Source organism: Stenotrophomonas genospecies 3 (assembly GCF_054473855.1).
The window spans coordinates 1-20,039 of the sequence record NZ_JBTMUR010000013.1 but is presented as its reverse complement, the minus strand read 5'-3'; the positions used below and the strand labels follow the sequence as shown (position 1 = coordinate 20,039).

The following is a 20,039-nucleotide window of genomic DNA, read 5'->3' as shown; positions in this document are numbered from 1 at the left end:
GCGGAAACAAAGCGCCGACCAAGGTCGGCCTCTACCAATGCCAAGGACAGCGCTTTGGTAGGTGCCAACCTTGGTTGGCACGCGCGGAAACAATGCGCCGACCAAGGTCGGCCTCCACCGGGCAATGGGCCGCCGCTTACTTACCGCGCAGCTTCTGGAACCCGGTCACCGCCGCCAGCACGATGGCGCCGGCGATGATGCCCACCACCATGTTGGCCGCAGCGCTGATCAGCCAGCCCCACTGCCCTTCGCCACCCAGTGCCTGCACCGCGTGGTGCAGTGCCGGCACGTTGTGCACCAGGATGCCGCCACCGACCAGGAACATGGCGATGGTGCCGGCCACCGACAGGAACTTCATCAGCCACGGCGCCGAGGCCACCAGGCCGCGACCGAAGGCGGCCACAGCCCCACCCTTGCGCGACAGGTACAGGCCGACGTCATCAAGCTTCACGATGCCCGCGACCAGCCCATAGACGAAGACCGTCATCGCCAGTGCAACCACGGCCAGGGTGACCACCTGGTTGGTGAACGGTGCGGTGGCGACCACGCCCAGGGTCAACACGATGATCTCGGCCGAGAGGATGAAGTCGGTGCGGATCGCGCCTTTTACCTTGTCCTTCTCCCACGCCACCATGTCCACCTGGGTATCGGCCAGCGCCTTGCGCCGCTCGGCCTGATGCTCGGCATCGTCGTCAGCCGAATGCAGGAAGCGATGCGCCAGCTTCTCCACGCCCTCGAAGCAGAGGAAGGCACCGCCGATCATCATCAATGGCACGATCAGCGGCACGTTCCAGCCACGGCTGTGCAGCCAGGCTTCCAGCGCACTGATCGCCAGCGCCGCCGGTACCAGGATCACCTTGTTGACCAGCGAGCCCTTGGCCACCGCCCACACCACCGGCAGTTCGCGGTTGGCGTTGACTCCGGTGACCTGCTGCGCGTTCAGCGCCAGGTCGTCGCCGAGCACACCGGCGGTCTTCTTCGCCGCAACCTTGGTCAGGACCGAGACGTCGTCCAGCAGGGAGGCGATATCGTCGAGCAGGGCGAACAGGCTGGCACCGGCCATGGGGCGTCCAAGTGAGGGAATGAGCGGATTCTGACCGATACCGGGGCAGCTGCGGAAGCGGTCGGATTCACCGCGTGCCTACCGCCCACCGGCGACACTGCGGAATCCGGACATTGCCGGCCAGCGGCCGGCACTACCTGTATTCGTCGCATGGGAGTGTCGCTTGAGCAATCCGCCCACCGCCAATGGCAACCCTCCGCTGGTCAAAGGCATGAACCGGCGCAGCCAGATCCTGCGCCTGCTGATGCGCTACCGCCATTCGGGCGTGTTCTCGGGCATGAACCTGGACGCGGCCAGCAACCAGGCCGACGTCCCCGCCGATGGCAACCCGGAACAGTTCGTCAGCGACCTGGAAGCGCTGGGACCGACCTTCGTCAAACTAGGCCAGATGCTGTCCACCCGCCCGGACATGGTGCCGGTGGAGTTCGCCACGGCGCTGGAGCGCATGCAGGAAAAGGTGGCCGAGATTCCGGTCGAGCGCATCCATGCCATCGTCGAACAGGAGCTGGGCGCGCCGGTGAACAAGCTGTTCGCCGCGTTCGATCCCGAGCCACTGGGCTGTGCCTCGATCGCGCAGGTGCATCGCGCGGTGCTGCACGATGGCCGCCAAGTGGCGGTGAAGGTGCAGAAACCCGAGGTCGCCGCGCAGCTGCGCTCGGACCTGGAGGCACTGCGCAGCTTCGCGCTGGCCGCCGACCACCTGACCCAGGTGGGCCGTCGCGTGCGCCTGCGCGACTGGCTCAACGAGTTCGCCAAGACCCTGATGCAGGAGCTGGACTACCACGCCGAGGCCGAGAACCTGGCCCGTTTCGGCCGGCACCTGAAGCCGTTCCGCCGCCTGTGGATTCCGCAGCCGCTGTGGGACTACAGCAGCCAGCGCGTGCTGACCATGGAACTGGCCACCGGCGTGCGCGTGGATGCGATTCCCGATGTGCGCCGCACCGAGCAATCGATGGATCCTCTGGCGGCGGCGCTGATCCGCGGCTACCTGGACCAGATCTTCGTGCATGGCGAGATCCATGCCGACCCGCACCCGGGCAACCTGCGGGTGATGCCAGATGGACGGCTGGCGATCTTCGACCTGGGCATGGTCGCGCACATGCCGCCGCGTCTGCGCGAGCGCCTGCTGAAGATCCTGTTCGCCGCGGTCGATGGCCGTGGCGAGGAAGTAGCCGACGATCTGATCAGCATCAGCACGCGGCTGGAGGCATTCGACGAAGAGCGTTACCTGCGCGAGACCGGACAGCTGATCGCGCGCTACGCCGCCAGCGGCAGCTTCTCCGAAGGCCGCGTGGTGCTGGACATGGTGCGCATCGCCACCGCCTGCGGCCTGCGCACGCCGCCGGAACTGAGCCTGCTGGGCAAGGCGCTGCTCAATCTGGAAACCGTGTGCCGGCTGCTGGCACCCGAGCTGGAAACCCGCCGCATCGTTGAGCGCCAGCTGCAGCACGTGATGCGTGCGCGCCTGAAGAAATCGCTGTCTGCCGCCAACCTCGCCAGCGAGGCGATGGAGCTGCAGCAGCTGCTGCGCGATGGGCCGCGCAAGCTGTCGGACATCATGGCGCTGCTGGCCGAGAACCGCCTGCAGATGAAGGTGACCGGCCTGGAAGAATCGCGGTTGATGGAGAACCTGCAGAAGATCGCCAACCGCGTGGCTGCCGGCATCATCAGTGCCGCATTGATCATGGCTGCGGCGATGATGATGAAGATCGACACCGGCTGGCACCTGTTCGGCTACCCGCTCATTGCGCTGATTCTGCTGTTCATCGGCGTGGTGCTCGGCCTTGGCATCGTGACCAGTGCATTGCTGTTCGACCGTCGTGCGCGGGCACGCGAAGAACGCGGGCATCGCTAGCGCATCAGCGAAAACCGCCGTATTCATGCGGTTTTTAATGCAATCCAACGAAGCCCTTCACGCTCGTTTTACCTTCTGAGCGCGATTGCGCGCGTGTTATTTCAACAAACATTTCAGTCAGGTTCGTGCATGCACTATCGGGTCATCGGCCTGTCATGTGCATGTGCTTGTGGCAGCGTCGGTCGGATGGACACGCGTCGGTACGACGTCCATCACCACCACCCCGTCACTGCCGAAGCTGCCTATGCTCTGGATACTGCTGCTGTCGTTGTTGCTGCTGTGCTGGTTGTTCCTCGCGTCCGACAAGTGGGTGTGGTGGAAGGCTGGTGCATTCTCGCTGCTGCTGCTCATGCTCAGCGCGTGGTGGCTGATCGACAAGCTGTCCGGTGATGGGCTCAATGCCGCCACCCTGTACCACCTGGGCGCCGACATGGAAGGCGCCGGTGTCTCCGACTTCAAGGGCTATATCGCCGGCTTCATCGTGCTGGCGCTGGTCTCGCTGCTACCGCTGTTCGCCACGCGGGTGAAGCGCTGGCGCCGGCCCGGCCATGGTGGCGCATTGTTCGCCGGTTTCGCGGCCGTGTGGGTGGCCACGATCATGATCAGTCCGCTGGCCCGCGACGGCCAGCGCCTCTACCAGCAGCTGCGGCCGGTCGACTTCGCCCGCATCGCACCCGAATACCAGGTGCCGACGCAGCCGCTGCAGCGCCCGCGCAACATCGTCTGGATCTACGGCGAGAGCCTGGAACGTACCTACCTGGACGAGGCCGTGTTTCCCGGCCTGATGCCCAACCTCAACCGCCTGGCGTCCGAGTCACTGGACGTGCGCAACCTGGCCTCGGCCGAGGGCAGCGGCTGGACCATCGCCGGCCTGGTGTCGTCGATGTGCGGCGTGCCGCTGACCACTTCGCAGGGCGATGAGAACAGCATGGACCGAATGGGCAGCTTCCTGCCCAAGGCGGTGTGCCTGGGCGACTACCTGAAGCAGCAGGGCTACACCAACCATTACCTGGGTGGCGCCAACGGCCAGTTCGCCGGCAAGGGCCAGTTCCTGGCCAGCCACGGTTTCGATGAAGTGCATGACCTGGCGTGGTTCAAGCAGCAGAAGAAGATCGGCCGCATCCACTACTCGGCCTGGGGCGTGCACGATGACGTGCTGCTGGATACCGCCTACCAGCGCTTCGAGCAGCTCTCGCGCGCCGGTTCGCCGTTCATGCTGACCACGCTGACCATGGACACCCACCACCCTGCCGGTCATCTGCCGGTGTCGTGCAAGGGCGAGCGCTACCAGAGCCAGTACGGCAACATCAACATGCTCAACGCGCTCAAGTGCAGCGACCGCCTGATCTCGCAGCTGGTCGAACGCATCCAGGCCAGCCCGTACGGCAAGGACACACTGATCGTCATCGCTTCCGACCACCTGGCGATGCCCAACGATCTGACCCATATCCTGACCCGGCAGAAGCGCGAGAACCTGCTGCTGTTCCTGGGTGATGGCATTGCCCCGCAGCAGCTCAGCGCCGATGCCGGCACCACCCTGGATTCGGGTGCGACCCTGCTCAGCCTGCTGGACCCGAACCTGAAGACGATGGGCTTCGGCCGTTCGCTGATCGACAGCCAGCGCGCGCCCAGCGCCAGCGTGGCCACCCAGCGCGATGGTGGCCGTGACTATCCGCAGTATCTGGCCTTCGCGCGTTCACTGTGGCTGGGCGAACCGACCCGCGAGCTGAAGATCGATGGCGATGACCAGGTGGTGGTCGGCCTGCAGCACGTGCAGCCACCGGTGTTGCTGGAGTACGACAAGGACTGGGGGTTGAAGTCGGTATACCTGGAGAACACCTCGCGCCAGTTCGACGATGCCAACCCGGACAACACCCTGGCCTACGTCGACCGGTGCACCGCGTTCGAGGACGGCTCGGCCGACGGTGACTGGTGCGCCCTGCTGGTCAACCGCGACAACGGCATCAAGCTGTACCGCGACAACGACCTGCGTGGCGGCATCGCGGTGGATGCACCGCTGGACGCGTTCCAAGGCCCGCGCCCGAGCGTGCGCCAGGCGCACATGATCACCCAGAAGGGTCGTCGTACCCGTGCCGGCCAGTACATGCTGCAGCTGGTGGCGAGCACGCGCCCGGATCGCGGCTTCTGGATCGAGGCGGTGTCCTCGCAGCGCAAGGTGGTGCTGGCGCAGCAGTGGGTGCAGCCCGATGCCAACGGCAAGATCAACGTGTCGTTCGGGCTGGATCACGAAGTGGATGATCTGGAGATCCGCGCGTGGTTGAACCATGCCGAGAAGCTGGCAGTGGATACGTTCGCACTGGTGCCCTCGCGCGGCCGACCGCGGGGGTAGGGCTCTTTGCAGGGCTGCGCCCTGCACCCGTGGTAGTGCCGGCCGCTGGCCGGCAACCTCAGAAGCAACGGCAACAGCGGGCATTCCGTGGTTGGGCGGGGCAGTGTCGGAGTGCGGGGACGCCGTAAATCCGTCCCTGGAGGCTTGGCAGCCGCATCCATGCGGCTGACACCCCGCACTCCGACACCGCCCCACCTCTGACAGATTCCTGCGGCTGTCGGCAGGTGTCGACCTTGGTCGACACTTCTGTCAGATATCGAAATCAATCTGGGGTCAGATCCGTTTTCCTCCGGAAAACGGATCTGACCCCATCGGCATGCCCAACAGACCGCAGCAAACTGTCGAAGGCGGGGTGGGTCCGGTTGCGGGGGCGTGAGCCGCATGGATGCGGCGACCGAGCTTACATGGGTGAGGGCGCTTTGCTTGCGAAGCACTGCTTCGCAAGCGCCCGAACGCACAGCCGCCAGCGGCTGGGCCGGGCCCCGGAAGGGGGACTTGCAGCGTCCCCCGCAACCGGACCCACCCCGCCAAACCACGGAATGCCCGCTGTTGCTGTTGCTTCTGAGGTTGCCGGCCAGCGGCCGGCACTACCACGGGTGCAGGGCGCAGCCCTGCAGAACACCCCCTACTCCTGCGGATCGCGGGTGATGTGGATGTCGGTCGGGGTCGACAGCGGAATGTTCCGCTCGGCCAGGATGTGCAGCAGGCTAAAGTACAGATCGCTGCGGGTGGCATACACCTGCCGCGGGCTGGCCACGTACGCGAAGCTGTTGATGGTGATCTGGCCACCGGCAATGCTGTCGATGTAGACCGTCGGCGCCGGCTGCTTCAGCACGTTGGTGTGTGCGGTATACGCATCCAGCAGCGCCTGCCGCAGGTTGCCGACATCGGTGCTGGGCGGCACCGCGAACTGGATCTGGATGCGGCCCTGGTTGTTGCCCATCGTCATGTTGCGCACGGTCTTGGTGACCAACTCGGAGTTGGGCACGATCAACGTCGACTTGTCGCCCACCTGGATCTCGGTCGAACGCAGGCTGATGCGGCGGATGTCGCCCTCCTGGTCGCCCAGCTTCACCCAGTCGCCGATCTTCACCGGACGCTCGGCCAGCAGGATCAGGCCGGACACGAAGTTCTGGGTGATCACCTGCAGGCCGAAACCAATACCCACCGACAGCGCGCTGACCAGCAATGCCAGTTTGGTCAGCTCCAGCCCCATCGCCGTCAATGCCCAGATCACCGCGAGGATGATGCCCACATAACGGGCGACCGTACTGACCGAGTTGCGTGCACCCAGGTCCAGTTCGGTCTTGGGCAGGTAGGTGTCGGTCAGCCAGCGCTGCACCAGCTGGGTGATTGCCAGCCCGACCAGCAGCACCACAACCGCCAGCACGATCTGCATCGGCTTCAGAGTGGTTCCACCCAACGGAATGCCCGTGGTGAGCAGCGAAGAGAAGCGTTCCACCACCGCACCGATGTTGCCAAACGGTGCCACCAGCGCCAGCAATGTGATCAGCACGACGATGGTGCGCAGGGCTGCAGAGAGCAGCACGCCGGCCTGCTCCAGCCGCGACACGCTCAGGCCGGTACTGAGCAGGATGGTCTGGCCCACCTTGCTGTCGGCGTTGAGCATCCACGTGCTCAAATCATCGACAAATTTGAACAGCAGCGTCGCCGCCAGCACCACGACGCTGCCGCCGATCAGCTGCTGGTTCACGAATTTGGCAAAGTTCAGATAGCCCAGCAGCGTGGCGATGATCGCTGCCACCACCGCGATGTTGCCTGCCACGCGCGCCAGCACCAGCCAGCTGCTGCGGCGCACCGGCGTGGCCGCGCCCACGCCATCGGCCTGCGCCTCCAGCTTGGCCTCGGCCTCGGCGGTCTGCCGCCGATGCAGGCGTGCCAGGGTCACCAGCATGGCCATGATCAGGCCGAGGTAGGTCAGCGCAATCAGGCCATCCAGCGCCACCGTGGTGACATCGCTGGTACGCGTGGCCTGATCGAGGGCCACCAGCACCGTGCTCAGCCAGGCAAGCGCCGCCGCGCCCCACGCGTACTTGCGCAGCTTGAGCGCGGCGGTGTCATCCAGATTCAGCAACCGCCACGACGGACGCTTGGGAACCAGCATGCAGGCGCTGAGCGCGGCGATGAAGGCGGCGCGGAAGGTCGCGGTTTCCAACCCATCGGCCACCACCTGCAGGCGCGGCGCGATGGCATCGATCGCATCAAGCGCTGCCATCAGCACAACCACCGCATAGCCAGGCAGCAGCGTGCCCACCAGCAGCAGCCACATGGCCAGGCCGGAACGGCGCAGGCGACCGTCCGGCGCGCGCTCGGACTCCGCAAAGCGCCGCCCCAGCCTGCGCAGCCACAGCCGCAGCGGGAACATCATCACCAACGCGGCCAGCAGGCCCAGCAACGGTGTGCCCCAGCCATTGGCCCGGACACCAGCGACCAGCGCGTCGCGCCCCTGCTGGGCCAACGGCGCAACGCGCGCGATATCGATCGGCAGGCGCTCGGCCACCTTGCTCCACAGCGCAGGCGACAGCGGCGAGGCGACCTTCTTCCCCATGTCTTCGGCGCGTTGCGCAGTGCGCTGCTGGTCGATGTCGGCTGCCAGCTGCTGGGCACGCACGGCACTGGTCTTGGCCTGCGCTACCGACGCGGCCAGGCCGTCGCGCTGCTTGTTGATGGTGCGCCGTTGTGCCGCCAGTTCGGGCGGCTCGGTGGTGCCCTCGGCAGGTGTGCCCAGCTGCGCCAGTTGTTCGTCGAGGCGGACGAGCTGTGGCTGCAGCTCCTTTTCCAGCGCCTCAGCATCCCGCCGCGCCTGCGAGGCATTCTCGGACAGCATCGCCAGCGTCTCGATGGCGGCCGCATCACCACGCTTGCGGTCGACCTCCTTCAGCTTTGCATCGATACCTGCCAGCTGCTGCTTCGGCGTGGGCTCATCATCCTGCGCCAGCACCGGCGCGGACAGCAGGAAGGCGCTGCACAGCAGCAGGGCCAGCCAAGGGCCCCGTGCACGGATCGATCGCAGGAAAGAAGACAAGCCAGCCACACCGGTTCGCGCGGACCACCGCGCCTGCGCGCGACTATACGGCAGAGGCGGTCAAGGGCGGATGGGCGGCCCTGGCAACGTCGAGCATCAGTACTTCAGCCGCAGCTCTTCCACGGCCGGCTGCTGCAGCGCGTACCAGTCCTGGAACTCTTCCTCGGTAATCTCATCGGGCGCATATACCGCCACCGGGTGCCAGTCGTGATCGGTCGGCAGCGGCTGGCGCGGGCCGGCGCGCAGGCTGTAGGCCACGCCTTCGTAGTCGACCAGGTCATCGACCTGCGGCCACTGTTCGCGTGCGAACGCGGATTCACTCTTCAACAGGATCACCTGGTACATCGGCACCTCCACCTCGGTTGGATCAGGAAAACACGGCGCTGGCAGCAGGATACCGCCACGCCGGTGACAACGGGCGCTCCGCCGGGGCGACGGAACGTTCTGGACACGGCCATCGCCCCGGCTTCACCCGCCCATGGCAAGGCCATCGGCATCGTGGAGGCCCACCCCTGCCACGACCGCCGATGACCGAGCACCCGCCGCTGAAAACCGTCGCCGACCTCAAGCTGCCCCGCTACCTGGGCACCTGGTACGAGATCGCACGCCTGCCGATGCGCCATGAACCGGAAGGCTGCACCGACGTGTCGGCGCACTACACCCTGCTCGACAACGGCAACGTCGGCGTCACCAACCGCTGCCGTATGGACGGCGAGGTCGAGGAAGCCACCGGCGAGGCCTGCGCCGTCGACAACGACAGCGCGCGCCTGGAGGTGAGCTTCCTGCCCAAGGGCCTGCGCTGGCTGCCGTTCGCCAAGGGCGACTACTGGGTGATCCAGGTCGCGCCGGACTACAGCGTGGCACTGGTCGGCAGCCCCGATCGCAAGTACCTGTGGCTGCTGGCCCGCGAGCCGCGCCTGGACGCGACCGTGCAGGACCATTATCTGGCGGCCGCCCGCCTGCAGGGCTTCGATCTGTCCGAACTGATCCAGACCCCGCATACCGGCCGTCCCACCGCCTGAGCAGCACACGGCCATGGACCTGAAGAGCGGTTACCCCTGGTGGGCGGTACGCAATGGATTGATCCAGGCGTTTCCGCCATTGGAAAAGGATCTGCGCTGCGACGTGCTGGTGGTCGGCGGCGGCATCACCGGTGCGCTGATTGCCGACGAACTGTCCCGGCATGGCCACGACGTGGCAGTGATCGAGCAGCGCGACATCGGCTGGGGCAGCACCGCCGCCAGCACCGCGCTGCTGCAGTACGAGATCGATACCCATCTGCTGGAACTGGCGCAGCGCCATGGTCAGGACGCCGCCGCGCTTGCCTATCGGGCGTGTGCCGAGGCGATTCCGGCCCTGGGCGACGTGGCTCGCGGCCTGAAAGACGTTGATTTCCAGCGCATGGACAGCCTGTACCTGGCCAGCCGCCATCGCGACGTGCCGCGCCTGATGGCCGAAGGTGAGGCGCGGCGCGGCATCGGTCTGGATGCCCGCTGGCTCGGCCCGGAGGCACTGCAGGAACGCTTCGACGTGGACGCCGGCGGTGCCCTGCTCACGCGCCAGGCGGCGCGGGTCGATCCCTATCGCCTGACCTATGCGCTGCTGCAACGCGTGCGCCGGCGCGGCGGCAATGTGCATGACCGTACGGTACTGCACACGCTCACGCCCAGCGCGCGCGGGGTAACCGCCCTCACCGAGGACGGCGCCACGATCCACGCCCGCCACGTGGTGCTGGCAATGGGCTACGCCAACCAGACGTGGCTGCAGCAGCGCGTCGCACGTAACCGCAGCAGCTACGCCTTCATCACCGACCCGATCGATGCGGACGTGCTGGGCCGGCTGCGCAACACGATGGTGTGGGAGAGCGCACGCCCGTACCTCTACCTGCGCGCCACCGGCGACCGCCGCCTGCTGGTGGGCGGGCTGGACGACGCCATCGACATCCCCGCCCGCCGCGATCGGCGCGTAGAGCGCAAGGCCGACAAGCTGATGAAACAGCTGCTGCATTGGTTCCCGCGGCTGGATCCGGTGCCCGCCTTCTCCTGGGCCGGCACCTTCGCCGAGACCGCCGACGGACTGCCGTTCTTCGGCCCGCACGATCAGTGGGGCCCGCGGGTGCATTTCGCCATGGCCTACGGCGGCAACGGCATCACTTATTCGATGATCGGCGCCCAGCTGCTGCGGGCCCGGATCGAGCGGCGCAGGCATGCGCTGGAAGGGCTGTTCGGGTTCGGGCGGCTGTGACCTGCAGCCAGGCATGGCCTGGCTCTACCCCAATCCGGCGCCGACAGGCATCATTCAAGCAACCCCTGCTAGCGTCGGCCTGTACCGCCGCGTGTTGCGTGGCCACCTGTCCGCTGGAGCGCCGTCATGATCCGCCCCCTGACCCTGCTGCTGTGCCTGGCCCTGCCGGGAACCGTGCTGGCCCAGTCCGCCGCTGGCGCCACCGCGCCGCAGGCCGCCGGCCTGGACCTGACGCTGCCGCAGGCGCCGATGCGCTACCTCAACGACCCGGCCCTGCAGCAGGACCCGCCGGGCACGTACTACGGTGACAAGAGCGGCCCGCGCGTGCACGACGACGCGAAGATCGCCGACGTCACCGACGACAAGGTCAAAGTGTCCGGCAGCTTCACCACCGGCATCGGCTATTCCAAGAACGGTGGCAACAGCCACTACAACGCCGCCACGCTGAACCTGAGCAAGAACTACACCACCGATGAGGGCAAGACCCACGGGGTCAACGTCAACATCCACGTGAGCGAAGGCAAGGGCCCGGGCTTCTACGGCCCGTACGGCGGCTACTACGGCCGCGGCCCGGGCTACTGGGATTACCCGCCGCCGTTTGGCTGGTAAGCGCCGCGTCGGGCCTGGGCCGACCAAGGTCGGCCGCTACCGATGCGTACGTTTGGTAGGTGTCGACCTTGGTCGACACGCTTTCGCCCCGTGTGCCGGCCAGCGGCCGGCACTACCAGCAGGTCAATCCAGCCAGCCATCGCGCTCGCTGTGCAGGATGCGGCCGTCATAGCCGCTCAGGCGCACGTCCACCTTCTGGTTGCGGGCATTGCGGGCTTCCAGCGACCAGGTCGCACCATCGCGTTCCAGCGAATGGATCTCGCGCAGGCCATGCGCCTGTGCCCGTGCCAGCACCTGCTCGGTGGTCAACAGCGCGCGGCCGCTGTGCTCGTCGAAGATCTCGCCGGTCTTGGGGTCAACGTAGACCTCGCTGAAGCGGCCATCGGCGCGGCTCACGTCAGCCTCCCACAGGCCATCATCGCGTTCGATCTCGTGGATCTGGGTGTAGCCGGCCTTGCGCAGGGTCTGTTCGACCTGGGCCATGCCCAGCGGTGCAGCCTGTGCGGCCGGTGCGATGGCCAGCAGAGCAACAGTGGCGAGGGTGAGCGACTTCAACATGGGGGTTCTCCTGTTCGTGTTCGTGTTCGTGGCCGGACCATCCCGGCAACGCCACAATGCACCCCGTGGTTAACAGCTCCTTAGCCGGCACTGTTAGCCAGCTGTTACTCAGCCCCGGCACACTCACGCCTGTTCCTACAGCCCGCCCTGCGCCCCGATGCTCTCCACCCTGCCCCTGCTGCTGGCCCTGGCCAGCGCCCCCACCGCCGCCGCACCGGCACAGGACCCGGCGCAGCAGGTCGCGCGCCGCGCCGTGCAGCAGGGCCGCTACGTGCCGTTGGAAAGCGTGGTGCGCGATGCGCTCAAGCGCTTTCCGGGCCAGCTGCTGGAAGTGGAACTGGACGATGGCGTCTACGAAGTGGAGATCCTGCGCGGCGACGGCGTGGTAGTGGAGCTGGACTATGATGCGCGCAGCGGAAAGCTGCTGAAGACGGAGCTCGACGACTGATGCGCATCCTGTTGGCCGAAGACGATGCCGCGCTGGCACAGCGCCTGGTGCCCCTGCTGGAGCAGGCCGGCTACGTGGTGCACGTGGTCGCCGACGGCCGCCAGGCCGAGGAGATCGGCCAGATCGAAGATCTGCAGGCGGCCATCGTCGACCTCGGTCTGCCCGGATTGGATGGACTGAGCGTGATCGAGCGCTGGCGCGGCAACGGCCGGAGTTTTCCGGTGCTGGTGCTGACCGCGCGCGGGCGCTGGCACGACAAGCTGGCCGGCTTCGACGCCGGCGCCGACGATTACCTCACCAAACCCTTCCAGGCCGACGAACTGGTGCTGCGCCTGCGCGCCCTGATCCGCCGCAGCCACGGCCACGCCAGCCCGCGCCTGCACTGCGGCCCGCTGCAACTGGACGTCAATGCAGGCCGCTTCGAGCTGGATGGGCAGGCGCTGGCGCTGAGCCCGCAGGAGTTCCGCCTGCTCAGCTACTTCATCCACCACAGCGGCCAGGTGATCGGCCGCGACCGCCTGGGCGAACAGGTGTTCGATGGCGGCCACGATCCGGACTCGAACGCACTGGACGTGCTGCTCGGGCGGGTGCGCCGCAAGCTCGGCATCGATCTGATCCAGACCGTACGCGGCCAGGGTTGGCGGCTGGCCGCGCCGTGAGCCGGCAACCCTCGCTGCGACGGCGCCTGCTGCTGGCTGGCGGTGTCGGCCTGCTGCTGGTCTCGCTGCTGGCCAGTGCACTGCTGGGTGAGCTGTTCAAGCGCAGCGCGCGCGATCGCTTCGACCATGAACTGGAGCAGGACATGCTGACCCTGCTGGCGCAGGCCGAAGTGGATGCGGACGGGCAGCTGCGCCTACGCCAGGAACCGAATGACGCACGCTTCCAGCGCGTGTTCTCAGGTGCTTACTGGCAGATCGCCGGTGCCGATGGCCGTGTGCTGCTGCAATCGCGCTCGCTGTGGGATGAAACGCTGCCTGCCACGGCCATGGGAGCGGCCACCCGCAATCTGGCTGGACCGCTGCAGCAATCCCTGCGCGCACGCGTGCAGCAGGTGCGCCTGCCACGCGCCAACGAACCGTTCGTGGCCGTGGTTGCCACCGATCGCAGCGCGCTGGATGCAGACGTTGCCGCGTTCCGCCAGCGTACTGCCATCGCGCTGGGTGTGTTGGTCGCGGCGTGGCTGGCGGTGCTGGCCAGCCAGGTGCACTTCGGATTGCGTCCATTGCATCGCCTCGGTGCACAGCTGGAACGGGTGCGGCGCGGCGACGCGCAGCGCATCGATATACGGAGGCTGGGTGCGGAGGTCGCACCGCTGGGCGAGGAGCTCAACGCGCTGCTGGAGCATCAGCAACGCATGGTCGCGCGCGCGCGCACCAGTGCACAGGATCTGGCGCATGCGCTGAAAACCCCGCTGAGCGTCCTGGCCACTGAGGCCGACGGCGACGGCGCGGACTGGCGCGCCACCGTACGCGAGCAGAGTGCGCGTATGCAGGCCAGCGTCGACCGTTACCTGGCCGCAGGGTTGGCCGCCGACCATCGCCAGCGCACCGACGTGGCGGCAGTCGCACAGGCGATGTGCCGGCTGATGGCACGCGTGCATGGCGAACGTGGCATCACGTTCACGGCGGCAGGCATCGATCCGGCGCTGCAGTTCGCCGGTGCCAGTGCCGATCTGGAAGAAATGCTGGGCAACCTGCTGGACAACGCCGGGCGGTGGGCGCAACAGCAGGTGGACGTCACCGCAGACAGCAGTGACGGGCAGCTACGCATCGAAGTACGTGATGACGGCCCGGGCCTGGCCGCGGAGTCACTGTCGCAGGTCACCCAGCGTGGCGTGCGCCTGGATGAGCGCGAGGGCAGCAGTGGGCTGGGCCTGGCGATTGTGGGTGATATCGCTGCCAGTTATGGCGGGCGGTTGGCGTTGGAAAATGCACAGCCGGGATTGCGGGCCACGTTGTGGTTGCCGGTGGCGTGAGGCGGCCAACCTGACGGCGGGTAGTGCCGGCCGCTGGCCGGCAACCACGTGATCAACGGGAACACCGTTCGCCGTGCATCCGGTAGGTGTCGACCTTGGTCGACACGCATCAAAAGCGCCGACCAAGGTCGGCATCTACCAAAGCAGTGCATCAGTTCCCTCGGCCATCGTGCATCTGGCAGGCGCCGACCTTGGCCAACCCAACGGTGGGTAATGCCGGCCGATGGCCGGCAACCACTTGCCCACCGGGAACGCCCTGCGGAAGCCGGCCAGCGGCCGGCTCTACCAAGCGCCAATCCGACCGGTCGCCGTGCACCCGGTAGGTGTCGACCTTGGTCGACACGCACCCAGCATCAACGGTGGTGCATCCACCAGCAATCAATGGCGTCCAGCACGATGTGGATCATCAATCCGATGCCCACCAGCCGCGTCTTCTTCGGCACGCACAGCCCCGCATAGACCGCAATCGCCGGTGCGGTGTGCAGCGGGTGGAACCCGATGCTGCAGCGGTTCGGTGCATAGATCGGATCGGCCAGCAGGTGGTCCAGATCGATGATCCAGCCCAGCAGCATCAGCAGCCACGCCGAGGCGAAACGCTTGCGCCAGAACAGCCATGCCAGCAGGGCTGGCACGGCGGCATGCAGGAACAGGTGGAAGATCGCGCGCGCGCTCATCGGCAACGGCGGCGCCGGGCAGGCCCGGCACCGTCCATCAGACCAGCGGTTCGTCGGACAGGTAGGTGTAACCGGTCAGGCCGGCTTCCAGCGCCTCCGACAGCTCCTGCGCGCGTTCCGGCGACAGCTGCGCCTCGGCCACGCGCTGCGCATAGGTCGCGCGCAGTTCGTCCAGGCGGTAACCCACGTAATCCAGCATCACGTCGGTGGTGTCGCCACGGCGCTGCTGGGTGATGGCGTAGCCATCGGCATCGGCCAGCACTTCCACCGCGTCGGTATCGCCGAACAGGTTGTGGATGTCGCCCAGGATTTCCTGGTAGGCGCCGACCATGAAGAAGCCGATGCGGTAGCTCTCGCCCGGCTTCATCTGGTGCAGCGGCAGCGAGCTGTCCAAGCTCTCGTTCTCGACATAGGTTTCCACCATGCCGTCCGAGTCGCAGGTCATGTCGGCGATGATGCCGCGACGGTCCGGGGTTTCGTCCAGGCGCTCGATCGGCACGATCGGGAACACCTGGTCGATCGCCCACACGTCCGGGATCGATTCGAACACGCTGAAGTTGACGAAGTACTTGTCGACCAGGCGCTCGTTCAGTTCGTCCAGCACCGGGCGGTGGCTCTTCTCGTCGTAGCTCAGGCGCGCACGCACGCCGTGGGCGATGGCGTAGAACAGATCGTCGATGCGCGCACGCTGCGGCAGGTCGATCTGGCCCAGCGCATAGCTGGCCAGGCCTTCGGCGTGGAAGTGCTGTGCTTCCTGGAACAGCTCCACCGCCGGGCGCACGTCCAGCTCGTCGTGGATCTCGCGCAGGTGGCGGATCGCCGCCGGCTCGTCGTCGTGCTGGTCCGGCACGCGGCCTTCCTGCGCTTCTTCCACTTCCGAGACATTGGCAATCAGCACCGCGTGGTGCGCGGTCATCGCGCGGCCGCACTCGGTAACGATGCGCGGCGGGGTCAGGCCGAACTCTTCGCAGGCATTGGCCAGCGGCTGCACGATGTTGCTGGCGTAGGAATGCAGGCCGTAGTTGATCGAGCAGAAGCTGCGCGAACGGGTGCCTTCATAGTCCACGCCCAGGCCACCGCCCACATCGACGTGGGTGATCTTCGCGCCCAGGCGCGACAGCTCCACGAAGTAGCGGGTGGCTTCGCGCATGCCGTTGGCGATGTCGCGCACGTTGGAGATCTGCGAGCCCATGTGGAAGTGCAGCAGGTTCAGGCAGTCGGCGTACTCGGTGTCACGCAGCGACTTCCACAGGTCCAGCAGCTGGCGCGGCGACAGGCCGAACTTGGCCTTGTCGCCACCGCTGTTCTGCCACTTGCCGGCGCCCAGCGAGGCCAGGCGCATGCGCACGCCCAGGCCCGGCTTCACGTCCAGCGCCTTGGACTCTTCCAGCACCAGCTTCAGTTCGGAAGGCTTCTCGATGACGATGAAGGTCTGCAGGCCCAGCTTGCGGCCGATCAGGGCCAGGCGGATGTACTCGCGGTCCTTGTAACCGTTGCAGACGATCAGCCCACCCGGGCGCGACAGCGCCAGCACGGCCATCAGCTCGGGCTTGCTGCCCGCTTCCAGGCCGAAGCCTTCGCCGTGGTGGCTGGCCAGGGTGCCGGCCACGCCGCGGGTCTGGTTGACCTTGATCGGGTACACGGCGGTGTAGCCGCCGCTGTATTCCCAGTCCTGCTGGGCCTGGCCGAAGGCCGCCTGCAGCTTGCCCAGGCGCTGGCCGAGGATGTCCGGGAAGCGCACCAGCAACGGCAGCTTGGCGCCGGCCGCACGCGCCGCGTCGACCACCTTGGGCAGCGACACCACCGGGCCGTCCGCCCCGGTCGGTCTCACCACCATGTGCCCGGCCTGATCCACGTCGAAGTAACCGTCCGCCCAATGCGGGATCGAGTAGGTCTTGCGGGCTTGGTCGAGGGACCAATCGGTCATTTCAGTCGGCCTTGTTGGCAATAAAAGGGGGGGCATGATAACGCCTATATGCCCACAGGTTCGTTATCATGCGCGCCCGCGCCCGTGACAGGTTCCAACCTGAACGGGCCGATCCGTCCGGATGTGGCATCTGTGCCACGCGGCCCCGCCCGCCAGCCCGGCTTCACCCCTCCGAACAGGACTGTTTTCAAATGACTGACAGCAACAACTGGTACATCGAGCACTTCGAGCGCACCGGCTCGGCCATCGGCTACCGCATCACCGGCAAGCTGGACGAGGTGCAGTCGCCGTTCCAGAAGATCGAGATCTTCCAGACCACCGACTGGGGCAACCTGATGACCATCGACGGGGCCATCATGCTGACCAGCAAGGACAACTTCTTCTACCACGAGATGATCAGCCACCCGGTGCTGTTCACCCACGCCGCGCCCAAGCGCGTGGTGATCATCGGTGGCGGCGACTGCGGCACCCTGCGCGAAGTGCTCAAGCACACCGGCGTGGAGAGCGTGACCCAGTGCGATATCGACGAGCAGGTCACGGTGATGGCGCGCAAGCACTTCCCGGAACTGTGCGATTCCAACGACGACGCCCGCGCCGAGCTGCTGTTCGACGACGGCGTGGCCTACATGGCCAACTGCCCGGCCGGCAGCGTGGACGTGGTGATCGTCGATTCGACCGACCCGGTCGGCCCCGGCGAAGGCCTGTTCAACAAGGCCTTCTACGAGAGCTGCTTCAAGGCCCTGAAGGACGACGGCATCCTGGTGCAGCAGTCCGAGTCGCCGCTGATGCAGCTGGACCTGATCAACGAAATGCGCACCGAGATGGGCAAGGCCGGCTTCGGCTCGTTCAAGACCCTGCCGTTCCCGCAGCCGTGCTACCCCACCGGCTGGTGGAGCGTGACCATGGCGCGCAAGGGCGACAGCAGCTTCGACTTCCGCCAGGCCGACTCGGCCGCCAAGACCTTCAACACCCTGTACTACACCGCCGCGCTGCACACCGGCGTGCTGGTGACCCCGCCGTTCGTGCAGGCTGCATTGAAGGGTTGATCCAACAAAAAACCCGCGCTGGCGACAGCGCGGGTTTTTTCATGTTCCGGTAGTGCCGGCCGCTGGCCGGCAACCTCATGCAACGATCAAAGCGCCCAGATACCGGCGATCACCGCCACCACCAGGCCCCACTTGATCAGCTGGTAGGCCACCACGCTGCGCTCGCGCAGTGCCTTGGCCTTCAGGCGCACCTTGTAGACGCTGCCGAAGGCCTTGTTGACGCCACCGGTCGGGTCACCCGGCAGGTTCGGCGAGGCACCACCGGCCAGCAGCGTGGCCGCCACCGCGCGGTTGAACAGGCCCGGCAGGCCGAAGCGCAGCGGACGGGCGATGTCGCAGAACAGGATCACGCGGTCATCCGGCGTCTCGTTGTGCGCGTGGTGGATGTAGGTCTCGTCGAACATCATCCACTCGCCGTCGCGCCAGCTCTTCTTGATGCCGTCCACTTCGATGTAGCAGCCGTCGTTGTTGGGTGTGGCCAGGCCCAGGTGCAGGCGCAGCGAACCGGCGAACGGGTCGCGGTGCGGGCGCAGTTCGCTGCCCGACGGCAGCTGCGCGAACATCGCCGCGCGCACATCCGGCAGCGACTCCAGCAGCGCGGTGGTCTTGGGGCACATCGCCTTCGCCGACGGATGCGACGGGCCATACCACTTCAGGTAGAAGCGCTTCCAGCCACGGCGGAAGAACGAGTTGAAGCCGGCGTCGTTGAACGTGCTGGACGCAGCGATCTTCTGTGCATCGCGCAGCGCCAGCGCCTCGTCGCGGATCATCTGCCAGTTCTGGCGCAGCGGCTCCAGCTGCGGGAATTCCTTGGCCGGGTCCAGGAACGGCGTGGTCGGCACCTTCGAGAACATGTACATGACCACGTTGATCGGGGCCATGAAACTGGAGTGGTCCAGCAGCTGGCGCGACCAGCGCGCGCGGACCTTGCCACGGAAGTGGATGTACAGCACGCAGGCGACGAACAGCGCTGCAATGACGATTTTGATGATCAAAACACTTTCCTCCAGCCGCAGCCGGAACGGGAATCAGGGCGATGCACGGCCGGACGGCCAGCACCGGTGGGGACCGCGGCAGGGGACGGGGACGTGCCAGGAAGGGGCGGCCGCCGATGTCGCGAATTAACAGCTTATGGTCGGCAGGCCGTGCGTCGGGGTCAAGCTGGACGTGCGTGACGTTCAGCGGGCCGCGGATGAACGAAACAGAGCGAAACGCAACCTATTGATTTTGAAAGAATCACCGACAAAGTGAGACAGAATTGTCCGATTGGGCGCGACGAACTGTTCCAGCCACGACCCCGACATTTCTCCGACAAATCGTGGAATAGCGAACTGGCGAGTACTAAAATTAACGAAAACTTAGTAACTCCCTGTAACACCGGTTCGCTTGACGCTTTGCGCCACCCACCGGGTCGTCCGAGACCCCGACATGTATCTTCCCGCTCTGCCCCCCTCCTCCTGCGGCGATGACGCCGCCACCCCGCTGCTGCTCAAGCGCGGCGAACGCTTCCTGGCCCCCGACGTCTACCGTACCTGCCTGGACGGGCGCGAGGCGGTCATCAAGGACTATTCCCGCTACCGCGGCACTCCCGTTTCGCTGATCGCCCGGCTGATGGTTCGCCGTGAAGCCCGCATGCTGCAGCGCCTCGGCGGCTGGAAGCATGCCCCCGCGCTGCTCGGCACCCTCGGTGGCCTGGCGCTGGGCATGGAGTTCATCCCTGGCCAGACCCTGAGCACTGCGCAGGCCGTGGGCAATGAAGTGTTCGAGCAGCTGCAGCACGCGCTCAGCCGTTTGCACGCCGCCGGCATTACCCATAACGACCTGCATGGCACCAACGTGGTGGTCAGTGGCGGCGTGCCGGTGCTGCTGGACTTCACCTCGGCCTGGCGGGCCCCGCGTTGGCTCCGCCGCAACCCGCTGAGCCGCCAGATGCGCCGCAGCGACATGAAGAACCTGCTGAAGATCCGCCAGCGCGTGACCGGCCAGGCGCCGAGTGCCGCGCAGGCCGCACTGGTGGCCGACCCGGGTTGGGTGGCCGCCGTGCGCCAGGGCTGGAAGCGGTTCTATAAGTGGGCCAAGCGCCGGTAAATGCTTTGCTTTGGTAGGGGTCGAGCTTGCTCGACCGCTTTACCGCTCTTTGTAGAGTCGAGCCCATGCTCGGCTGCCGTTTCGTAGAGTCGAGATCCTATGTTCGTGGTCAAGCCTGCTGGAAGCAGGCTTGACCCACCTTCAGCATGGCCGGAT

Annotated in this window: 16 protein-coding genes and 1 pseudogene; 10 read left to right on the top strand and 7 right to left on the bottom strand. The window is 66.5% G+C overall.

The genetic code is table 11. The features are described 5' to 3' along the window. Positions 1–136: 136 nt before the first annotated feature. A complete protein-coding gene (locus ACX9OT_RS16925) occupies positions 137–1,063 on the bottom strand; it encodes a DUF808 domain-containing protein (protein ID WP_049463103.1) in 927 nt (308 codons plus the stop codon). A gap of 208 nt (positions 1,064–1,271) precedes the next feature. Between ACX9OT_RS16925 and ACX9OT_RS16920 the strand changes: the two are divergent. Together ACX9OT_RS16920 and ACX9OT_RS16915 are read left to right on the top strand one after the other, a co-directional pair. Next, positions 1,272–2,918 (top strand): annotated as a pseudogene (locus ACX9OT_RS16920) (ABC1 kinase family protein); the annotation flags it as partial. Positions 2,919–3,162: 244 nt separating this feature from the next. After that, a complete protein-coding gene (locus tag ACX9OT_RS16915) occupies positions 3,163–5,268 on the top strand; it encodes a phosphoglycerol transferase I (RefSeq protein WP_277779203.1) in 2,106 nt (701 codons plus the stop codon). Between the two features lie 625 nt (positions 5,269–5,893). Here ACX9OT_RS16915 and ACX9OT_RS16910 read toward each other — a convergent pair. Both ACX9OT_RS16910 and ACX9OT_RS16905 read right to left on the bottom strand, forming a co-directional pair. Further along, entirely contained in the window at positions 5,894–8,323 is a 2,430-nt protein-coding gene (locus ACX9OT_RS16910; protein WP_277779439.1) for a DUF3772 domain-containing protein, read from the bottom strand. Between the two features lie 87 nt (positions 8,324–8,410). After that, complete coding sequence (locus tag ACX9OT_RS16905) at positions 8,411–8,659, bottom strand: hypothetical protein (RefSeq protein ID WP_049422925.1); 249 nt, start codon at positions 8,657–8,659, stop codon at positions 8,411–8,413. A 182-nt stretch (positions 8,660–8,841) separates the two neighbouring features. Between ACX9OT_RS16905 and ACX9OT_RS16900 the strand changes: the two genes are divergently transcribed. The 3 genes from ACX9OT_RS16900 (at position 8,842) to ACX9OT_RS16890 (ending at position 11,167) form a co-directional block, all read left to right on the top strand. Next, positions 8,842–9,336 (top strand): lipocalin family protein, encoded by a 495-nt coding sequence (locus ACX9OT_RS16900; RefSeq protein WP_012512342.1) that lies wholly within the window; start codon positions 8,842–8,844, stop codon positions 9,334–9,336. 13 nt (positions 9,337–9,349) lie between these two features. Continuing rightward, entirely contained in the window at positions 9,350–10,558 is a 1,209-nt protein-coding gene (locus ACX9OT_RS16895; RefSeq protein WP_277779436.1) for an NAD(P)/FAD-dependent oxidoreductase, read from the top strand. Between the two features lie 126 nt (positions 10,559–10,684). Next, on the top strand, positions 10,685–11,167 hold the full coding sequence (locus ACX9OT_RS16890; protein WP_049400799.1) for a hypothetical protein: 483 nt from the start codon (positions 10,685–10,687) through the stop codon (positions 11,165–11,167). 123 nt (positions 11,168–11,290) lie between these two features. Here ACX9OT_RS16890 and ACX9OT_RS16885 read toward each other — a convergent pair whose 3' ends face one another. Further along, entirely contained in the window at positions 11,291–11,725 is a 435-nt protein-coding gene (locus ACX9OT_RS16885; protein ID WP_032127132.1) for a PepSY domain-containing protein, read from the bottom strand. 157 nt (positions 11,726–11,882) lie between these two features. On the opposite strand from ACX9OT_RS16885, the gene ACX9OT_RS16880 reads away from it, so the two are divergent. Genes ACX9OT_RS16880 through ACX9OT_RS16870 form a run of 3 tightly spaced genes read left to right on the top strand, consistent with a single transcriptional unit; the run spans position 11,883 to position 14,148 of the window. Next, complete coding sequence (locus tag ACX9OT_RS16880) at positions 11,883–12,173, top strand: PepSY domain-containing protein (protein WP_005411366.1); 291 nt, start codon at positions 11,883–11,885, stop codon at positions 12,171–12,173. Beyond that, entirely contained in the window at positions 12,173–12,832 is a 660-nt protein-coding gene (locus ACX9OT_RS16875; protein ID WP_014038779.1) for a response regulator transcription factor, read from the top strand. The genes ACX9OT_RS16880 and ACX9OT_RS16875 overlap by 1 nt, the downstream gene beginning before the upstream one ends. Continuing rightward, entirely contained in the window at positions 12,829–14,148 is a 1,320-nt protein-coding gene (locus ACX9OT_RS16870) for a sensor histidine kinase (RefSeq protein WP_277779435.1), read from the top strand. The genes ACX9OT_RS16875 and ACX9OT_RS16870 overlap by 4 nt, the downstream gene beginning before the upstream one ends. Positions 14,149–14,501: 353 nt before the next feature. Here the strand turns inward: ACX9OT_RS16870 and ACX9OT_RS16865 are convergent, their stop codons facing one another. Both ACX9OT_RS16865 and speA read right to left on the bottom strand, forming a co-directional pair. Further along, positions 14,502–14,822: a DUF6122 family protein gene (locus ACX9OT_RS16865; protein WP_012512348.1), complete on the bottom strand. Its 321-nt coding sequence runs from the start codon at positions 14,820–14,822 to the stop codon at positions 14,502–14,504. A 37-nt stretch (positions 14,823–14,859) separates the two neighbouring features. After that, positions 14,860–16,749 carry an arginine decarboxylase gene (gene speA / locus ACX9OT_RS16860; RefSeq protein ID WP_100442105.1) on the bottom strand — a complete coding sequence of 630 codons (1,890 nt, stop codon included), beginning with the start codon at positions 16,747–16,749 and terminating at the stop codon, positions 14,860–14,862. Between the two features lie 191 nt (positions 16,750–16,940). Between speA and speE the strand changes: the two genes are divergently transcribed. Next, positions 16,941–17,795, top strand: coding sequence for a polyamine aminopropyltransferase (speE, locus tag ACX9OT_RS16855; protein WP_049400802.1), 855 nt, complete (start codon positions 16,941–16,943; stop codon positions 17,793–17,795). Positions 17,796–17,881: 86 nt separating this feature from the next. Here speE and ACX9OT_RS16850 read toward each other — a convergent pair whose 3' ends face one another. After that, entirely contained in the window at positions 17,882–18,787 is a 906-nt protein-coding gene (locus ACX9OT_RS16850; protein ID WP_024957655.1) for an aspartyl/asparaginyl beta-hydroxylase domain-containing protein, read from the bottom strand. A 436-nt stretch (positions 18,788–19,223) separates the two neighbouring features. Between ACX9OT_RS16850 and ACX9OT_RS16845 the strand changes: the two genes are divergently transcribed. Continuing rightward, on the top strand, positions 19,224–19,883 hold the full coding sequence (locus ACX9OT_RS16845; protein WP_277779434.1) for an RIO1 family regulatory kinase/ATPase domain-containing protein: 660 nt from the start codon (positions 19,224–19,226) through the stop codon (positions 19,881–19,883). Positions 19,884–20,039: the final 156 nt, after the last annotated feature.

Bases quoted from the DNA above. Each gene is read 5' to 3' on its own strand.
- ACX9OT_RS16925 (WP_049463103.1), bottom strand. From the start codon at position 1,063: ATGGCCGGTGCCAGCCTGTTCGCCCTGCTCGACGATATCGCCTCCCTG.
- ACX9OT_RS16915 (WP_277779203.1), top strand. From the start codon at position 3,163: ATGCTCTGGATACTGCTGCTGTCGTTGTTGCTGCTGTGCTGGTTGTTC.
- ACX9OT_RS16905 (WP_049422925.1), bottom strand. From the start codon at position 8,659: ATGTACCAGGTGATCCTGTTGAAGAGTGAATCCGCGTTCGCACGCGAA.
- ACX9OT_RS16900 (WP_012512342.1), top strand. From the start codon at position 8,842: ATGACCGAGCACCCGCCGCTGAAAACCGTCGCCGACCTCAAGCTGCCC.
- ACX9OT_RS16895 (WP_277779436.1), top strand. From the start codon at position 9,350: ATGGACCTGAAGAGCGGTTACCCCTGGTGGGCGGTACGCAATGGATTG.
- ACX9OT_RS16890 (WP_049400799.1), top strand. From the start codon at position 10,685: ATGATCCGCCCCCTGACCCTGCTGCTGTGCCTGGCCCTGCCGGGAACC.
- ACX9OT_RS16885 (WP_032127132.1), bottom strand. From the start codon at position 11,725: ATGTTGAAGTCGCTCACCCTCGCCACTGTTGCTCTGCTGGCCATCGCA.
- ACX9OT_RS16880 (WP_005411366.1), top strand. From the start codon at position 11,883: ATGCTCTCCACCCTGCCCCTGCTGCTGGCCCTGGCCAGCGCCCCCACC.
- ACX9OT_RS16875 (WP_014038779.1), top strand. From the start codon at position 12,173: ATGCGCATCCTGTTGGCCGAAGACGATGCCGCGCTGGCACAGCGCCTG.
- ACX9OT_RS16865 (WP_012512348.1), bottom strand. From the start codon at position 14,822: ATGAGCGCGCGCGCGATCTTCCACCTGTTCCTGCATGCCGCCGTGCCA.
- speA (WP_100442105.1), bottom strand. From the start codon at position 16,749: ATGACCGATTGGTCCCTCGACCAAGCCCGCAAGACCTACTCGATCCCG.
- speE (WP_049400802.1), top strand. From the start codon at position 16,941: ATGACTGACAGCAACAACTGGTACATCGAGCACTTCGAGCGCACCGGC.
- ACX9OT_RS16845 (WP_277779434.1), top strand. From the start codon at position 19,224: ATGTATCTTCCCGCTCTGCCCCCCTCCTCCTGCGGCGATGACGCCGCC.